At 44.5% G+C, this 15,224-nt stretch carries 10 protein-coding genes and 1 pseudogene; 6 read left to right on the forward strand and 5 right to left on the reverse strand.

What is annotated here, in order from left to right:
* Positions 1 to 27: 27 nt before the first annotated feature.
* The 3 genes from LJF29_RS12240 to opuE all read right to left on the reverse strand — a co-directional run bounded on the left by LJF29_RS12240 (position 28) and on the right by opuE (position 3,801).
* A complete protein-coding gene (locus LJF29_RS12240) occupies positions 28 to 1,407 on the reverse strand; it encodes an alkaline phosphatase (protein ID WP_088116669.1) in 1,380 nt (459 codons plus the stop codon).
* A gap of 111 nt (positions 1,408 to 1,518) precedes the next feature.
* Positions 1,519 to 2,217 carry an MgtC/SapB family protein gene (locus LJF29_RS12245; protein WP_229148773.1) on the reverse strand — a complete coding sequence of 233 codons (699 nt, stop codon included), beginning with the start codon at positions 2,215 to 2,217 and terminating at the stop codon, positions 1,519 to 1,521.
* A 105-nt stretch (positions 2,218 to 2,322) separates the two neighbouring features.
* Positions 2,323 to 3,801, reverse strand: a complete 1,479-nt coding sequence (gene opuE / locus LJF29_RS12250) for a proline transporter OpuE (protein WP_229148774.1) — start codon at positions 3,799 to 3,801, stop codon at positions 2,323 to 2,325.
* Positions 3,802 to 4,213: 412 nt separating this feature from the next.
* Between opuE and gatC the strand changes: the two genes are divergently transcribed.
* Genes gatC through gatB form a run of 3 tightly spaced genes read left to right on the forward strand, consistent with a single transcriptional unit; the run spans position 4,214 to position 7,421 of the window.
* The gene (gene gatC / locus LJF29_RS12255; protein WP_003219442.1) at positions 4,214 to 4,504 is read left to right on the forward strand and encodes an Asp-tRNA(Asn)/Glu-tRNA(Gln) amidotransferase subunit GatC; all 291 of its coding nucleotides are present in this window, start codon (positions 4,214 to 4,216) and stop codon (positions 4,502 to 4,504) included.
* A gap of 15 nt (positions 4,505 to 4,519) precedes the next feature.
* Complete coding sequence (gatA, locus tag LJF29_RS12260; RefSeq protein WP_229148776.1) at positions 4,520 to 5,977, forward strand: Asp-tRNA(Asn)/Glu-tRNA(Gln) amidotransferase subunit GatA; 1,458 nt, start codon at positions 4,520 to 4,522, stop codon at positions 5,975 to 5,977.
* Positions 5,978 to 5,990: 13 nt separating this feature from the next.
* Positions 5,991 to 7,421 carry an Asp-tRNA(Asn)/Glu-tRNA(Gln) amidotransferase subunit GatB gene (gatB, locus tag LJF29_RS12265; protein WP_010333268.1) on the forward strand — a complete coding sequence of 477 codons (1,431 nt, stop codon included), beginning with the start codon at positions 5,991 to 5,993 and terminating at the stop codon, positions 7,419 to 7,421.
* On the opposite strand, the pseudogene LJF29_RS12270 reads toward gatB, so the two are convergent.
* Positions 7,408 to 8,317 (reverse strand): annotated as a pseudogene (locus LJF29_RS12270) (TetR/AcrR family transcriptional regulator). The gene gatB and the pseudogene LJF29_RS12270 overlap by 14 nt on opposite strands.
* A gap of 130 nt (positions 8,318 to 8,447) precedes the next feature.
* Here LJF29_RS12270 and srfP point away from each other — a divergent pair.
* From srfP to rlmD, 3 genes are all read left to right on the forward strand, one after another.
* Entirely contained in the window at positions 8,448 to 11,600 is a 3,153-nt protein-coding gene (gene srfP, locus LJF29_RS12275) for a surfactin resistance protein SrfP (RefSeq protein WP_229148778.1), read from the forward strand.
* 152 nt (positions 11,601 to 11,752) lie between these two features.
* Positions 11,753 to 12,664, forward strand: coding sequence for a diacylglycerol kinase (locus LJF29_RS12280; RefSeq protein WP_010333270.1), 912 nt, complete (start codon positions 11,753 to 11,755; stop codon positions 12,662 to 12,664).
* 57 nt (positions 12,665 to 12,721) lie between these two features.
* Positions 12,722 to 14,107 carry a 23S rRNA (uracil(1939)-C(5))-methyltransferase RlmD gene (rlmD, locus tag LJF29_RS12285; RefSeq protein WP_229148780.1) on the forward strand — a complete coding sequence of 462 codons (1,386 nt, stop codon included), beginning with the start codon at positions 12,722 to 12,724 and terminating at the stop codon, positions 14,105 to 14,107.
* Between the two features lie 180 nt (positions 14,108 to 14,287).
* On the opposite strand, the gene LJF29_RS12290 is transcribed toward rlmD, so the two are convergent.
* Positions 14,288 to 14,710 carry a hypothetical protein gene (locus LJF29_RS12290; protein ID WP_229148782.1) on the reverse strand — a complete coding sequence of 141 codons (423 nt, stop codon included), beginning with the start codon at positions 14,708 to 14,710 and terminating at the stop codon, positions 14,288 to 14,290.
* Between the last annotated feature and the right edge of the window lie 514 nt (positions 14,711 to 15,224).

The raw sequence follows: 15,224 nt of genomic DNA on the forward strand, positions 1-15,224 counted from the left end.
AAAACTCCGGCTGTGCGCCGGAGTTTTTTATTTTTGTTCTAAAATAGCAAAAATGTTTTTTGCCTGCTGCGTATTGTCGATGAGTCCCTTCCATTTTTCCTTTCCCGGCCCATAAGCATAAACTGGTACGTCTTCCCCGGTGTGGGCTAATGTCGTCCAGCCTGAAAAAGACCGTTTATCAAAAATCAGTTGAATACTTTTTTGAACAGCTGCTGTATCCGATTGTGAGGCTGCGTTTTTCACCTGATTTATCTCACTTTCCGTCAGTTCCAAATCAATATAAGTGCTCAGTACCTTTTCGGCATCTTGCCCTTCAGCGATCTTTTCCGCCATATAGCCCGGCGTTTTTTTTGCGGCGATGATCGAAGCAGGGTCCCATTTATAGCCGGTCTCGCGCGTCATGCCTTCAGCGCCGTAGGAGAACCCGCCTGTAGAGTGATCAGCGGTGATGATAACCAATGTTTCTTTATCTCTTTTTGCGAAATCAAGCGCCGATTGAACGGCCTTCTCGAAGTCCTCCATTTCGCTCAAAGCGCCTACCACATCATTTTCATGGGCTGCATTGTCAATATTGCTTCCTTCCAGAAGCATAAAAAAACCGTTTTTGTTCTTTTGTAACTGTCTGAGTGCGGCTTCTGTCATGTCTTTTAGAGAAGGTGTACTGTTCTCTCTGTCAATCGCTTTATCCAATTCAACCTCTCCAAACAGCCCAAGCAGCTTACCGTGCTGATTATTTTTCAGGTCTTGCTTTGTTGTCACATAATGATAGCCGTCTTTTTGGAATTCCTCAGCAAGGTTTCGATCCTTACGAATGAAATATTTTGCTCCGCCTCCCAGTAAAATATCAGCTTTATGGGAGCCGTTAACGCGATCATCATAGAATTGATCGGCGATTTCAGTGTAATTTTTCCGTGAGACGTTATGAACGCCAAAAGCAGCGGGAGTGGCGTCGGTTAAGTCCGAAGTCACGACGAAGCCGACGGACATCTTTTTCTCTTTGGCAGCTTCTGTTACGCTCTTGAGCTGCTGATGTTTGTTGTCTACAGCAATGGCGTCATTATATGTTTTCGTTCCGGTGGCCATCGCGGTTGCAGCAGCAGATGAATCAGTGATGTTGTCTCTAGGATCATTTGGGTGTGTCATCTGCATTCCAGTTAAATAAGAATCCCATGCTGTCTGTACGGGAGTGTTCAGCTTTTCGCTTTTTAATGTTCTATAGCTGTTAATCATAGGCATACCCATTCCGTCTCCGACGATAAAGATAATATTTTTGGGACTCTTGCTCTGGCTGCTATTAGATGATTGAGAAGTAGAAGGGGAGGTGAATGCTGTTACAGCAAAAATACATAAGAAAGCAGTTAAAATGAGGGTGACAGTTACTGTGAACCGGGTTGAAATAAGAAACATCTCCTTTTATTATATTATTTCACTAATATGTATTTTATTTGAATATAATAGAGACTTCAACGTTTTTTTTACCACACAAAAAGCCAATGGGACATAATGCCCCATTGGCTTTTATAATGTATCGCACTTCACGCCGACGACACCTTCAATGTCTTTTATATCATAGTAGACATCGGTCGTGTATCTGTTTTTATGGACACGGACCTTGACTTCCATGATCGGAAATTCTTTTTCATGTAGGTCATCGATTCGGACGGAGTGTGTCTTAATGTTTTTTCTTTTCATTTCTTTTAAAATCTCTGTCATTTTGTTTTTATCGGAAAGTGACATTCTGATGCGGATATCTTTTTCCTGCAGACGGTCTGGACCGATTTTTCTGACCGCCCACGGCAGAAATTCAACGCTGATCAGGATGAACAGAAGGCTGGCAAAGGCTTCTTTATAAAATCCCGCTCCGGTTGCAAGTCCGAGCCCGGCCGCACCCCAAATCATAGCCGATGTGGTTAAGCCGGAAATAACATCGTTGCTCTTCCGCAAAATAACACCCGCTCCGATAAACCCGACACCGGAGATGATTTGCGCCGGCAAACGCAGCGGATCCATCATGATGCGGTAGTATTTAGGGAAATGATATGCCGCGTTAATACTGACGATCGTCAGCATGCATGAGCTGACGGCGATAACAATGCAGGTTTTTAACCCGAGCGGCTTATTCTTCAGCTCGCGCTCCAGCCCGATGACCATGCCAATTAAAGTGGCAATGCCCAATTTTAATAAAATATCAGGATCAATATACCAGCTCAACAGCAACTTCCCCCTTATCTATGGTGTTTTTAAATAAATATGATTTTCTCACAGTATTTATCGCAAAACAAGGGCACAAAAGCCACCAAGCAGCGCTTGATGGCTTTTTGATTATTTTTTGCGCTTTAACAGTTTTTCCATAACACCGAATAATCGGTAAGAGGCTTTTGCAGGCCGCTTTGTGATCATGCTGACGGTGATGCCGGCAATCATACTGAGGATAAACCCAGGGATGATTTCGTATACGCCGGTTGATTTTGCCAGGCCGGTTGTAATCCAAATCAACACGGTCGCAGCCCCGACAATCATCGCAGCAAGAGCGCCCCATTCGTTCATCCGCTTCCAATACAGGCTGAGCAGAATCGCAGGCCCGAAAGCTGAACCGAAGCCGGCCCACGCGTATCCGACTAAATCAAGAATGGAGCTGCTCGGATTCAATGATAAGAATACCGCAATAATGGCAATCACTAAGACGGACAGACGCCCGACCATTACTAATTCTTTATCGGAAGCTTTTCGTCTGAAAAACGTCCGGTATAAATCCTCTGTTACAGCACTTGCTGTTACCAAGAGCTGTGAGGAGATGGAACTCATGATGGCAGCCAAAATAGCTGACAACAAGAAACCAGTGATTAAAGGGTGGAACAAGATTTTAGAGAAGATAATGAATATCATCTCCGGATCCTTTACAGCAACACCGAATTTATGGGCATAAGCAACACCGATTAAACCGGTCATCACGGAACCGAGCACTGAAATAACCATCCAGCTCATGCCGATTCGGCGTGCAGGCTTTAAATCTTTAATGTTTTTAATCGCCATAAATCGGACGATAATATGAGGCTGGCCGTAGTAACCCAAGCCCCAGGCTAAATAGGAAATAATGCTAATGACGCTCGCGCCTTTAAAGATATCCAACAGATTTGGGTTAACAGCGCTGATTTCATGGAAAGTCGGAGCAACGCCGCCCACATGGGTAAAAGCAACGATCGGCACAAGCACTAGTGCTGCAAACATGATCGCACCCTGCACGAAGTCAGTCAGACTGACAGCAAGGAAACCGCCAAACAGTGTGTACAATACGACAACACCGGTAGTCAGAAGCAAGCCTAATTTGTAATCCGCGCCAAAAGCAGATTCAAACAGCCGCCCGCCAGATACCATACCGGAAGAGGTATACAATGTGAAAAAGATCATAATGACCAAAGCAGATACGATTTTCAGCAGTGATGAAGAATGCTGGAACCGTTTATCAAAGAAATCAGGAATCGTAATCGCGTCATCCGCCGCTTCCGTATAAGCACGCAGCCTTGGAGCCAGCAGCAAGTAGTTTGAGTACGCCCCGATGGTAAGACCTAAAGCAAGCCATAAGGTTGACAGCCCTGTCGCGAACATCGCGCCGGGAACACCCATCAGCATCCATCCGCTCATATCCGCCGCTCCGGCAGACAAAGCAGTAACAAACGGCCCGAGACCTCTTCCTCCAAGCATGTAATCGTTAATATCAGTGGTTTTCTTAAATGCATACCAGCCGATTAACAGCATGGCAATAAAGTAAATTGCTAAAGAAATAATAATTTCAATACTCACGTTTTACCCTCTCTTCATTTCTAATAATTTTGCATCACCTCTCAAATTGATGGTGCCAGTTAAGCAGCCTGGCGCAAGTGCGACACAAAAGACATTCTTTTGCAGGTGCACTTGGTAACTTAACCTAACAAAGTATTCCCACCCATTCAAGCGATGAAACATGGCCGCCCAGCGGGAAATATCGGGGCAAACCAAGAAGGGAATAGAGATTAAAACGCTTTCAAAAATAATTAAAGTAAAAATTTTCAGAAAAATATTTCGTTTCTCCTCCGGCTCTTTTTAGTATAAAATATATAGGGTATTGTCTCGAAAACACAGGCCCGCCCTAAGGCGTTTTGTTGCTTTAAAGGGCTTGTTTTTGATATGATCAGTATTATATGACTTAACGGAGAAATATGTGGAGGTGGATCATATGTCACGAATTTCAATAGAAGAAGTAAAGCACGTTGCGCATCTTGCGAGACTTGCGATTACGGAAGAAGAAGCAAAAATGTTCACTGAACAGCTTGACAGCATCATTTCATTTGCCGAGGAGCTGAACGAGGTCAACACAGACAATGTGGAGCCTACAACTCACGTGCTGAAAATGAAAAATGTCATGAGAGAAGATGAAGCGGGTAAAGGTCTTCCGGTTGAGGATGTCATGAAAAATGCGCCTGACCACAAAGACGGCTATATTCGTGTGCCATCAATTCTGGACTAAAGGAGGGACACAAGAATGTCATTATTTGATCACAAAATCACAGAATTAAAACAGCTCATACATAAAAAAGAGATTAAGATTTCCGACCTGGTCGATGAATCTTATAAACGCATTCAAGCGGTTGATGATAAGGTACAAGCCTTTTTGGCATTAGATGAAGAAAAAGCGCGCGCGTATGCGAAGGAACTCGATGAGGCGGTTGACGGCCGTTCTGAGCATGGTCTTCTCTTTGGGATGCCGATCGGCGTAAAAGATAATATCGTAACAAAAGGGCTGCGCACAACTTGCTCCAGCAAAATTCTCGAAAACTTTGACCCGATCTACGACGCAACTGTCGTTCAGCGCCTTCAAGATGCTGAAGCGGTCACAATCGGAAAATTGAACATGGACGAGTTCGCCATGGGATCATCAACAGAAAACTCAGCTTACAAGCTGACGAAAAACCCTTGGAACTTAGATACGGTTCCCGGCGGTTCAAGCGGCGGATCTGCGGCTGCGGTTGCTGCGGGAGAAGTTCCGTTTTCTCTTGGCTCTGATACAGGAGGTTCCATCCGCCAGCCGGCCTCTTTCTGCGGCGTTGTCGGATTAAAGCCTACATACGGACGCGTATCCCGTTACGGATTGGTCGCATTTGCGTCTTCTTTAGACCAAATTGGGCCGATTACACGTACGGTTGAGGACAACGCATTCTTGCTGCAGGCCATTTCAGGCGTTGATAAAATGGACTCTACAAGCGCAAATGTAGACGTTCCAGATTTTCTTTCTTCATTAACTGGCGATATCAAAGGATTGAAAATCGCTGTTCCAAAAGAATATCTTGGCGAAGGCGTCGGCAAAGAAGCGAGAGAATCTGTTCTTGCAGCGCTCAACGTTCTAGAAGGCCTTGGGGCTACATGGGAAGAAGTATCTCTTCCGCACAGTAAATACGCGCTTGCGACGTATTACCTGCTGTCATCTTCTGAAGCGTCTGCGAACCTTGCACGCTTTGACGGCATCCGCTACGGATACCGCACAGACAACGCGGAAAACCTGATCGACCTATACAAGCAAACGCGCGCTGAAGGCTTCGGAAATGAAGTGAAACGCCGCATCATGCTTGGAACATTCGCTTTAAGCTCAGGCTACTATGACGCGTACTATAAAAAGGCGCAAAAAGTGCGTACTTTAATTAAGAAAGATTTCGAAGACGTATTTGAGAAATATGATGTCATTGTTGGACCAACTACACCGACACCTGCATTTAAAATCGGTGAAAACACGAAAGACCCGCTCACAATGTACGCTAACGATATCCTAACAATTCCGGTCAACCTTGCCGGCGTTCCGGGAATCAGCGTGCCATGCGGATTTGCAGACGGACTTCCGCTCGGCCTGCAAATCATCGGAAAACACTTTGACGAAAGCACTGTATACCGCGTCGCTCATGCATTTGAACAAGCGACAGACCATCATAAAGCAAAACCTGAATTGTAAGGGGTGAAATGAATTGAACTTTGAAACGGTAATCGGACTTGAAGTCCACGTTGAATTAAAAACAAATTCAAAAATTTTCTCAAGCTCTCCGACGCCATTCGGCGCGGAGGCGAATACACAGACAAGCGTCATCGACCTCGGGTATCCGGGTGTCCTGCCTGTACTAAACAAAGAAGCCGTGGAATTCGCAATGAAAGCGGCAATGGCGCTGAACTGTGAAATCGCGACGGATACGAAGTTTGACCGCAAAAACTATTTCTATCCGGACAACCCGAAAGCGTATCAGATTTCTCAATTTGATAAGCCGATCGGCGAAAACGGCTGGATCGAAATTGAAGTCGGCGGAAAAACGAAGCGTATCGGCATCACACGTCTTCACCTTGAAGAAGATGCCGGAAAACTGACGCATACAGGCGACGGCTATTCTCTTGTTGACTTCAACCGCCAGGGAACGCCGCTTGTCGAGATTGTATCAGAGCCGGATATCCGCACGCCGGAAGAAGCGTATGCGTATCTTGAAAAGCTGAAGTCCATCATTCAATATACAGGCGTGTCTGACTGTAAAATGGAAGAAGGTTCACTTCGCTGTGACGCCAATATCTCTCTTCGTCCGATCGGCCAAGAGGAATTCGGCACAAAAACGGAATTGAAAAACTTGAACTCCTTTGCGTTTGTTCAAAAAGGCCTTGAGCATGAAGAAAAACGCCAGGAGCAGGTTCTTCTGTCCGGCGGTGTGATCCAGCAGGAAACTCGCCGTTACGATGAAGCAACGAAGAAAACCATTCTTATGCGTGTCAAAGAGGGTTCTGACGATTATCGTTATTTTCCTGAGCCTGACCTTGTCGAGCTTTACATTGACGATGAATGGAAGCAGCGCGTAAAAGCAAGCATTCCTGAGCTTCCGGATGAACGCCGCAAGCGTTATATCGATGAGCTTGGCTTGCCTGCATATGATGCGATGGTTCTGACACTGACAAAAGAAATGGCAGACTTCTTCGAAGAAACAGTTCAAAAAGGTGCTGAAGCAAAACAAGCATCAAACTGGCTCATGGGTGAGGTGTCAGCTTATCTGAACGCTGAGCAAAAAGAGCTTTCTGATGTGGCGCTGACACCGGAAGGCCTTGCCGGCATGATTCAATTGATTGAAAAAGGAACAATTTCTTCTAAAATCGCGAAGAAAGTGTTCAAGGAATTAATTGAAAAAGGCGGCGACGCTGAGAAGATTGTGAAAGAAAAAGGCCTTGTGCAGATTTCCGACGAAGGTGTGCTTCTGAAGCTTGTCACAGAGGCGCTTGACAACAATCCTCAGTCAATTGAAGACTTTAAAAACGGGAAAGACCGCGCGATCGGCTTCCTTGTCGGACAAATTATGAAAGCGTCCAAAGGACAAGCCAACCCGCCGATGGTTAACAAAATCCTGCTTGAAGAAATTAAAAAACGCTAATGAAAAAGCAGCTCTCCTCATTGCAGAGGGAGCTGCTTTTTTTATGATCAAATAGAAATAAATATAGAGATCAAAGCGCGGAGCTTTTCAACTTCTTCGAAATCACTTCCGGTCAAATTTGACAGCAGGCCTTTGATAATCGGCTTGCGTGGCTTTTCCTGCGACAGCTCCTCCTCGATCACATCGAGCGAAACGATGATGTCCTCAGGCAATGCGCTGTTTTCTTTCACTTTTTGAATGTCCTGAAGGATCTGACCTTTATTCGCGGGCATTAGGCTGTAAATATCTTTTGGCATGAGCGGACTCAGGCTGGAACGGCTTAGCCCCTGTACAAGATCATCCAGTCTTTCCATGATAAATTCAGATATTTTGTCTGCATCAATTTTGATTTCTTCATTAAACACCATCACATTCATATAGGAGTGCACAATGCCTCTTGCCATGATGGAGAGGTCTGAGAGGTAATTCTCAGTTTCCTTGCCATAAGTCGCAAGCAAAGCGTTCCGATACAGTTTATCTGTCTCGGCTGTGACTTTGTAAAAGTATTGCTTCACTTCCTGGTTTTCCGGGATGATATTTTCAGTAAGCAACAGAACAATAAAATCCTTATGATCGCGAAAATCCTCAAACTGAGCGCTGATTTGTTTTTTCAGCACATCCTTAGGCGGCTGTCCGGCGAGATTCTCTTCTATTTGTTGCATTTTTTTCATAGACATGCCAATGTAATATTCACAGGCAGACAATAGCAGCGCTTCTTTTGATTTGAAATGCAGATAAAAAGCGCCTTTTGAGATACCGCATTCGCTGGCGATTTCCTGGATGGTCGTCGAAGCGTATCCTTTTTTCGCAAATAAACGAATGCTTGTTTTTATGATTCTCTCTTTTTTCTCATTCATGATGTGCTTCCCCTTAATCCTTGAAAAATTTAGAAAAATTTTCTGGTATATGAGTTGACGATGTTGCGTTATACCGTTTAGTATTATATAGAATGACCAGTCAGTCAATAAAAACACAATGGAGGATATGATGAATCACGTTATTAATTTCGTTCTGAAAAACAAATTCGCCGTATGGCTGATGACGATTATTGTAACGGCAGCCGGCTTGTACGCGGGTATGAATATGAAGCAAGAATCCATTCCTGATGTAAACATGCCCTACCTGACAATCAGCACGACATATCCGGGAGCGACGCCTAGCCAAGTCGCTGATGAAGTAACAAAACCGGTTGAACAAGCGGTGCAGAATTTGGACGGCGTGAGCGTTGTTACGTCGACGTCCTATGAAAATGCATCGTCGGTTATGATTGAATATGATTATGAGAAAGATATGGACAAAGCGAAAACAGAAGCGGCTGAAGCATTAGAAAACGTCAGCCTGCCTGATGACGCGAAAGACCCGGACATTTCACGCTACAGTTTGAACTCCTTCCCAATTCTGACGCTGAGCGTGTCCAGTGATTCAGATAATCTGCAAAAGCTGACAAAACAAGTGGAGGACAGCCTCGTTTCTAAGCTTGAAGGAATAGAAGGCGTTGCTTCAGTCCAAGTATCAGGCCAGCAGGTGGAAGAGGTTGAATTCTCTTTCAAAGAAGACAAACTGAAAGAATACGGCCTTGATGAAGATACAGTTAAGCAAGTGATTCAGGGGTCAGATGTGACAACGCCGCTTGGATTGTACACATTCGGAAATAAAGAAAAATCTGTCGTCGTCAGCGGCGATATTGAAACCATTAAAGATTTGAAGAATATGAGAATTCCAACGGCATCTGCTTCTAGTGCAGGCAGCAACGCCGCAGCAGCAGCACAAAGTGCACAAGCGGCTCAAAGCCCGCAAGCAGCAGCACAGGCGCAGCAAAGCGTAAGCACAGACGTGCCGACGGTCAAGCTATCTGACATTGCAACGATTAAAGATGTCAAAAAAGCTGAATCAATTTCCCGCACAAATGGAAAAGACAGCATCGGCATCAACATCATCAAAGCAAACGATGCCAACACGGTAGAGGTTGCCGACAATGTCAAAGATGAACTGAAGCAGTTCAAAGAAGACCATAAAGGCTTCAACTACAGCGCAACACTCGACATGGCAGAGCCGATCACACAGTCAGTTGAAACAATGTTAAGCAAAGCCATCTTCGGTGCTATTTTTGCGATTGTGATTATTCTCTTATTCTTAAGAGATATCAAATCAACATTAATTTCAATTATTTCTATTCCATTATCATTGCTGATCGCACTCTTCGTGCTGCAACAGCTTGATATCACACTGAATATCATGACGCTCGGTGCAATGACCGTTGCCATCGGACGGGTTGTTGATGACTCCATTGTTGTGATCGAAAACATTTACCGCCGCATGAGACTGAAAGATGAACCGCTGCGCGGAAAAGCCTTGGTCCGTGAAGCAACGAAGGAAATGTTTAAACCGATCCTGTCATCCACTATTGTGACGATCGCGGTATTCCTGCCGCTCGCACTGGTAGGCGGACAAATTGGTGAATTGTTTATTCCTTTCGCCTTAACGATTGTATTCGCGCTTGCCGCATCCCTGTTGATTTCGATCACGCTCGTGCCAATGCTCGCACACAGCCTGTTCAAAAAATCATTAACGGGAGCGCCTGTAAAAGCGAAAGAACACAAACCTGGCAGACTCGCAAACATCTATAAAAAAGTATTGAACTGGGCGCTGAGCCACAAATGGATCACGTCTATCATCGCCGTTCTGATGCTGCTCGGAAGCTTGTTCCTTGTACCGTTAATCGGTGCCAGCTACCTTCCGTCAGAGGAAGAAAAAACGATGCAGATCACATACAGCCCTGAACCGGGTGAAACGAAAAAAGAAGCGGAAGATGAAGCTGAAAAAGCAGAAAAAATCCTGCTTGACCGCAAGCATGTCGATACGGTTCAGTATTCATTAGGCTCTGGCAGCCCGCTTGCCGGAGGAGATTCAAACAGCGCATTGTTCTATATCAAATATGACAGCGACACGCCGAACTTTGATAAAGAAAAAGACAACGTGCTGAAAGAAATCAAAAAGCAGTCTGACCGCGGAGAATGGAAGTCACAGGACTTCAGCTCTTCAGGCAATAACAATGAATTGACATACTATGTGTATGGCGATTCAGAAAATGACATTAAAGACACTGTCAAAGACATTGAGAAGGTCATGAAGGATGAAAAGGATCTGAAGAACGTAAACTCAGGCCTTTCCAGCACATATGATGAGTACACATTTGTGGCTGACCAAGAAAAGTTGAGCAAACTCGGTTTAACAGCTTCTCAAATTTCTAAGGCCTTAATGTCAGAGACAGCACAGGACCCGCTCACAACCGTGAAAAAAGACGGCAAAGAGCTTGACGTGAACATTAAAACCGAAAAAGACGAGTATAAGAGTGTCAAAGATTTAGAGAACAAAAAGATCACATCAGCGACCGGCAAAGAAGTCAAAATCGGTGATGTGGCAAAAGTAAAAGAAGGCACAACATCTGATACGGTGTCTAAACGTGACGGAAAAGTGTATGCTGATGTCACAGGTGAGGTTACATCAGACAACGTCACAGCTGTATCCGTTGATGTACAGAAGAAAATTGATAAGCTTGACATGCCTGACAATGTAACGATCGATACAGGCGGTGTTTCCGCAGATATCGCGGATTCCTTTACGAAGCTTGGATTAGCGATGCTTGCGGCGATTGCGATCGTCTACCTCGTGCTTGTGATTACATTCGGCGGAGCATTAGCGCCATTTGCGATTCTGTTCTCACTGCCGTTTACAATCATCGGTGCCCTTGTCGGACTTTACGTATCAGGTGAGACAATCAGTCTGAACGCGATGATCGGTATGCTGATGCTGATCGGTATCGTTGTTACAAACGCCATTGTCTTAATTGACCGCGTGATTCATAAGGAAGCGGAAGGACTGTCTACGAGAGAAGCGCTCTTAGAAGCCGGCTCCACACGACTCCGTCCAATCCTGATGACAGCCATCGCGACAATCGGCGCCTTGATTCCATTAGCACTCGGCTTCGAAGGCGGAAGCCAGGTCATTTCAAAAGGACTCGGCGTAACGGTTATCGGCGGTTTAATCAGTTCGACGCTTCTGACACTTTTAATCGTGCCAATCGTATACGAAGTATTGGCGAAGTTCCGCAAGAAAAAACCGGGAACAGAAGAAGAGTAAAAATGACAAAAAGCCTCAGCTATGCTGGGGCTTTTCTGTGTTTCCTTCTGTAAGATTATGTACATTTTGTTGCGATTTTTTTAACTCATAGTATAATTAAAGGTTGTTAGTGTAAAAATGGATCGGATACTCTTAAGTAGGATGATGAGATAATGAAACGTGCACGCATAATATACAATCCGACTTCGGGACGGGAGGTCTTTAAAAAGCATCTTGCCCAGGTCCTGCAAAAATTTGAACAAGCCGGTTATGAAACCTCCACCCATGCCACAACATGCGCGGGAGACGCAACGCACGCTGCCAAGGAAGCGGCATTGCGTGAGTTTGACCTGATCATTGCGGCAGGCGGAGACGGAACGATCAACGAGGTCGTCAACGGGCTTGCCCCATTAGACAATCGTCCGACACTCGGCGTGATTCCTGTCGGCACAACAAATGACTTCGCCAGAGCGCTCGGCATTCCGCGAGAGGATATTTTAAAAGCGGCGGATACGGTGATTAACGGCGTTGCCCGCCCGATCGACATCGGACAGGTCAACGGCCAGTATTTTATCAATATCGCCGGCGGAGGCCGCCTGACGGAGCTGACGTACGACGTCCCAAGCAAACTCAAAACGATGCTCGGCCAGCTTGCTTATTATTTAAAGGGTATGGAAATGCTGCCTTCACTTCGTCCGACAGAAGTCGAGATTGAATATGACGGCAAGCTGTTTCAAGGTGAAATCATGCTGTTTTTGGTCACGCTGACAAATTCCGTCGGCGGGTTCGAAAAACTCGCGCCGGATTCCAGCCTGAATGACGGCATGTTTGATTTGATGATATTAAAGAAAGCAAACCTTGCTGAATTTATCAGAGTCGCATCGATGGCGCTCCGCGGCGAACACATCAACGACCAGCACATTATTTATACAAAAGCGAACCGCGTGAAAGTCAATGTATCAGAAAAGATGCAGCTGAACCTGGACGGCGAGTACGGCGGCATGCTGCCGGGCGAATTCGTGAATCTGTATCGACACATTCACGTTGTCATGCCGAAGGAGAAAGCGGAACAGCTGGATGACTAAAAACTTGGCTTTAATGAGCCAAGTTTTTCTTTCGCTTAAAACAAGAGGTGAACATACATGAAAATGAAACCCCCAGTAGAAAAAAACGAATACTACGACGTGACATTTGAGGATTTGACTCACGAAGGAGCAGGCGTCGCGAAGGTGCAGGGCTTCCCGATCTTCGTGCCGAACGCTCTGCCGGAAGAAAAAGCCCAAATCAAAGTCACACGTGTCAAAAAAGGCTATGCCTTCGGCCGCCTGATTGAGCTAAAAGAAGAAAGCCCGCATAGAACGGACGCTCCATGCCCAATTTACAAGCAATGCGGAGGCTGCCAGCTTCAGCACATGACCTACGAAGGCCAGCTCTTGTTTAAACAAAAACAAGTCAAAGATGTCTTAGAACGGATCGGCAAGCTGGACCTGTCCAACGTCACCGTGCACCCGACACTCGGCATGCAAGACCCTTGGAACTACCGAAACAAAGCACAGGTGCCGGTAGGAGAACGGGAAGGCGGACTCGTCGCCGGATTCTATCAGCAAAGAAGCCATGACATCATCGACATGAGGGCCTGCCTGATCCAGCAATCCAAAAACGACGAAGCCGTCCAAGCCGTCAAAGACATTTGCGCCACATACGGTGTCAAAGCCTACAACGAAGAACGCCACAAAGGCTGGCTCCGCCACATCATGGTCAGATACGGCGTCGTTACAGGTGAAATGATGATCGTCTTCATCACAAGAACAAACGACTTCCCGCACAAAGCGAAGATCATTGAAGACATCACAGCGCAATTCCCGCACGTCAAATCCATCGTGCAAAACATCAACCCAAACAAAACAAACGTCATCTTTGGGAACGAAACAAATGTCATCTGGGGCGAAGAATACATCTACGACCTCATCGGAGACGTCAAATTTGCCATCTCCGCCAGATCGTTTTATCAGGTTAACCCGGAGCAAACAAAAGTGCTCTACGACAAAGCGCTGGAGTACGCGAAGCTTCAAGGGGAAGAAACCGTCATCGACGCCTACTGCGGCATCGGTACAATTTCTCTATTTCTGGCGAAGCAGGCGAAAAAAGTGTACGGTGTAGAGATTGTGCCGGAAGCGATTGAGGATGCGAAGCGAAACGCAGAATTAAACGGCATCACAAACGCAGAGTTCGCGGTCGGAGAAGCGGAAACCGTGATACTAAAATGGTATGAAGAAGGCATCATGGCCGATACGCTAGTCGTCGACCCGCCGAGAAAAGGCTGCGACGAAGCCCTCCTGCGGACGATTGTGGAGATGAAACCGAAGCGGGTGGTGTATGTGTCCTGTAATCCGGGTACGCTTGCGAGAGACTTGCGGGTGCTTGAGGATGGCGGATATGCGACGCGCGAAGTGCAGCCTGTGGATATGTTTCCGCATACGAATCATGTGGAGTGTGTGGCTGTTTTGGAACTTAGAAAAGGCAACTAACCCTTTGGGGCGTAGCCTTTTTATATTTAAAACACTAAAAAGTTAAAACGTATGCTTGTTTTTGTTAATATTTAGATGATGAATACGATCATTCCGAATAAAGAAGGGTTTCAAGGCGCATAACAAATAGGGTTCATTTCTTGGAACCCTATTTTATTATCTATTTTAGAGGAACAGCCTTTAATATACTTTCATATCTTGCTTTTTCTCCTTGCTAATCATTACTTTTTCTAAGTAACTTTTAAGAAATACATTATCTATCCTTTCCGGAATGTAACCCAGCCGTTTATTTAATATATTCTCTAATACGTACATTTTCTTTGTGAAAAATTGATAATTTTCCATTGTAATTTGAACACTCTGTGATTCATTTACCCCTTCTGATTCAACTCGGGCTTTATGTAGCTGATCATATTTCTTTTTGCGTATTTTCCTTGAGAGTCGTAATAAATAAAATAATTCAATTGTTGGCAAAGTCATTAGTTCTGGTGTAGACTTATCCAAATCTAATTCAGAAGTACGCTCACGATATTCTATGATTTCACGTTTTCCATCTTTTTGCACATTATGTATATACATTAAGCAAAAATTACAGTAATACAAATGGTCTTTTTCCTTCTGAATTATACTTGCACAGTAGGGACATGTTTTCATTAGTTATCCTTTCTTAAGTACTAACATAATTTGTATTTCGGTTTTAAATAGAAAATTAGAATAGATGAACAAATATTGAATGACAAATAAATTACATTAATTATTTAAATATTATTCTTATACTTCTTAAAGAGCTATATTCATATCACTAGTTTCTGAAATATGCTATTCAAGTGATGTCATCATTTTGTGGATTTCGAGCAGAAGTTTATCAACATCTTGAACATTGGTAAGATCAATGAGCTTATCTTTTTTAGAAGTTTATCCATTTGTTCTTTGAATTTCAAATTATTCAACAGAAAGTATAAAGTATATTTGTGTGACCATGGTTATTTATCTTTTTTAAGAGGTTTACAATTTCTTTTAATCGGTCAAACATTGCTATCACCTATCTAGTTTTTTAAGTCTTTGATTTTGTTTATTTTGTATTGATAGTTACAATTGTAGACTTTGCTCATTGATT

The organism is Bacillus sp. LBG-1-113, assembly GCF_020708615.1.
GTDB lineage: Bacteria > Bacillota > Bacilli > Bacillales > Bacillaceae > Bacillus > Bacillus mojavensis.

Coding starts and splice junctions, on each gene's coding strand:
- srfP (WP_229148778.1), top strand. CDS start 8,448: ATGAATCACGTTATTAATTTCGTTCTGAAAAACAAATTCGCCGTATGG.
- gatA (WP_229148776.1), top strand. CDS start 4,520: ATGTCATTATTTGATCACAAAATCACAGAATTAAAACAGCTCATACAT.
- LJF29_RS12280 (WP_010333270.1), top strand. CDS start 11,753: ATGAAACGTGCACGCATAATATACAATCCGACTTCGGGACGGGAGGTC.
- gatC (WP_003219442.1), top strand. CDS start 4,214: ATGTCACGAATTTCAATAGAAGAAGTAAAGCACGTTGCGCATCTTGCG.
- rlmD (WP_229148780.1), top strand. CDS start 12,722: ATGAAAATGAAACCCCCAGTAGAAAAAAACGAATACTACGACGTGACA.
- LJF29_RS12240 (WP_088116669.1), bottom strand. CDS start 1,407: ATGTTTCTTATTTCAACCCGGTTCACAGTAACTGTCACCCTCATTTTA.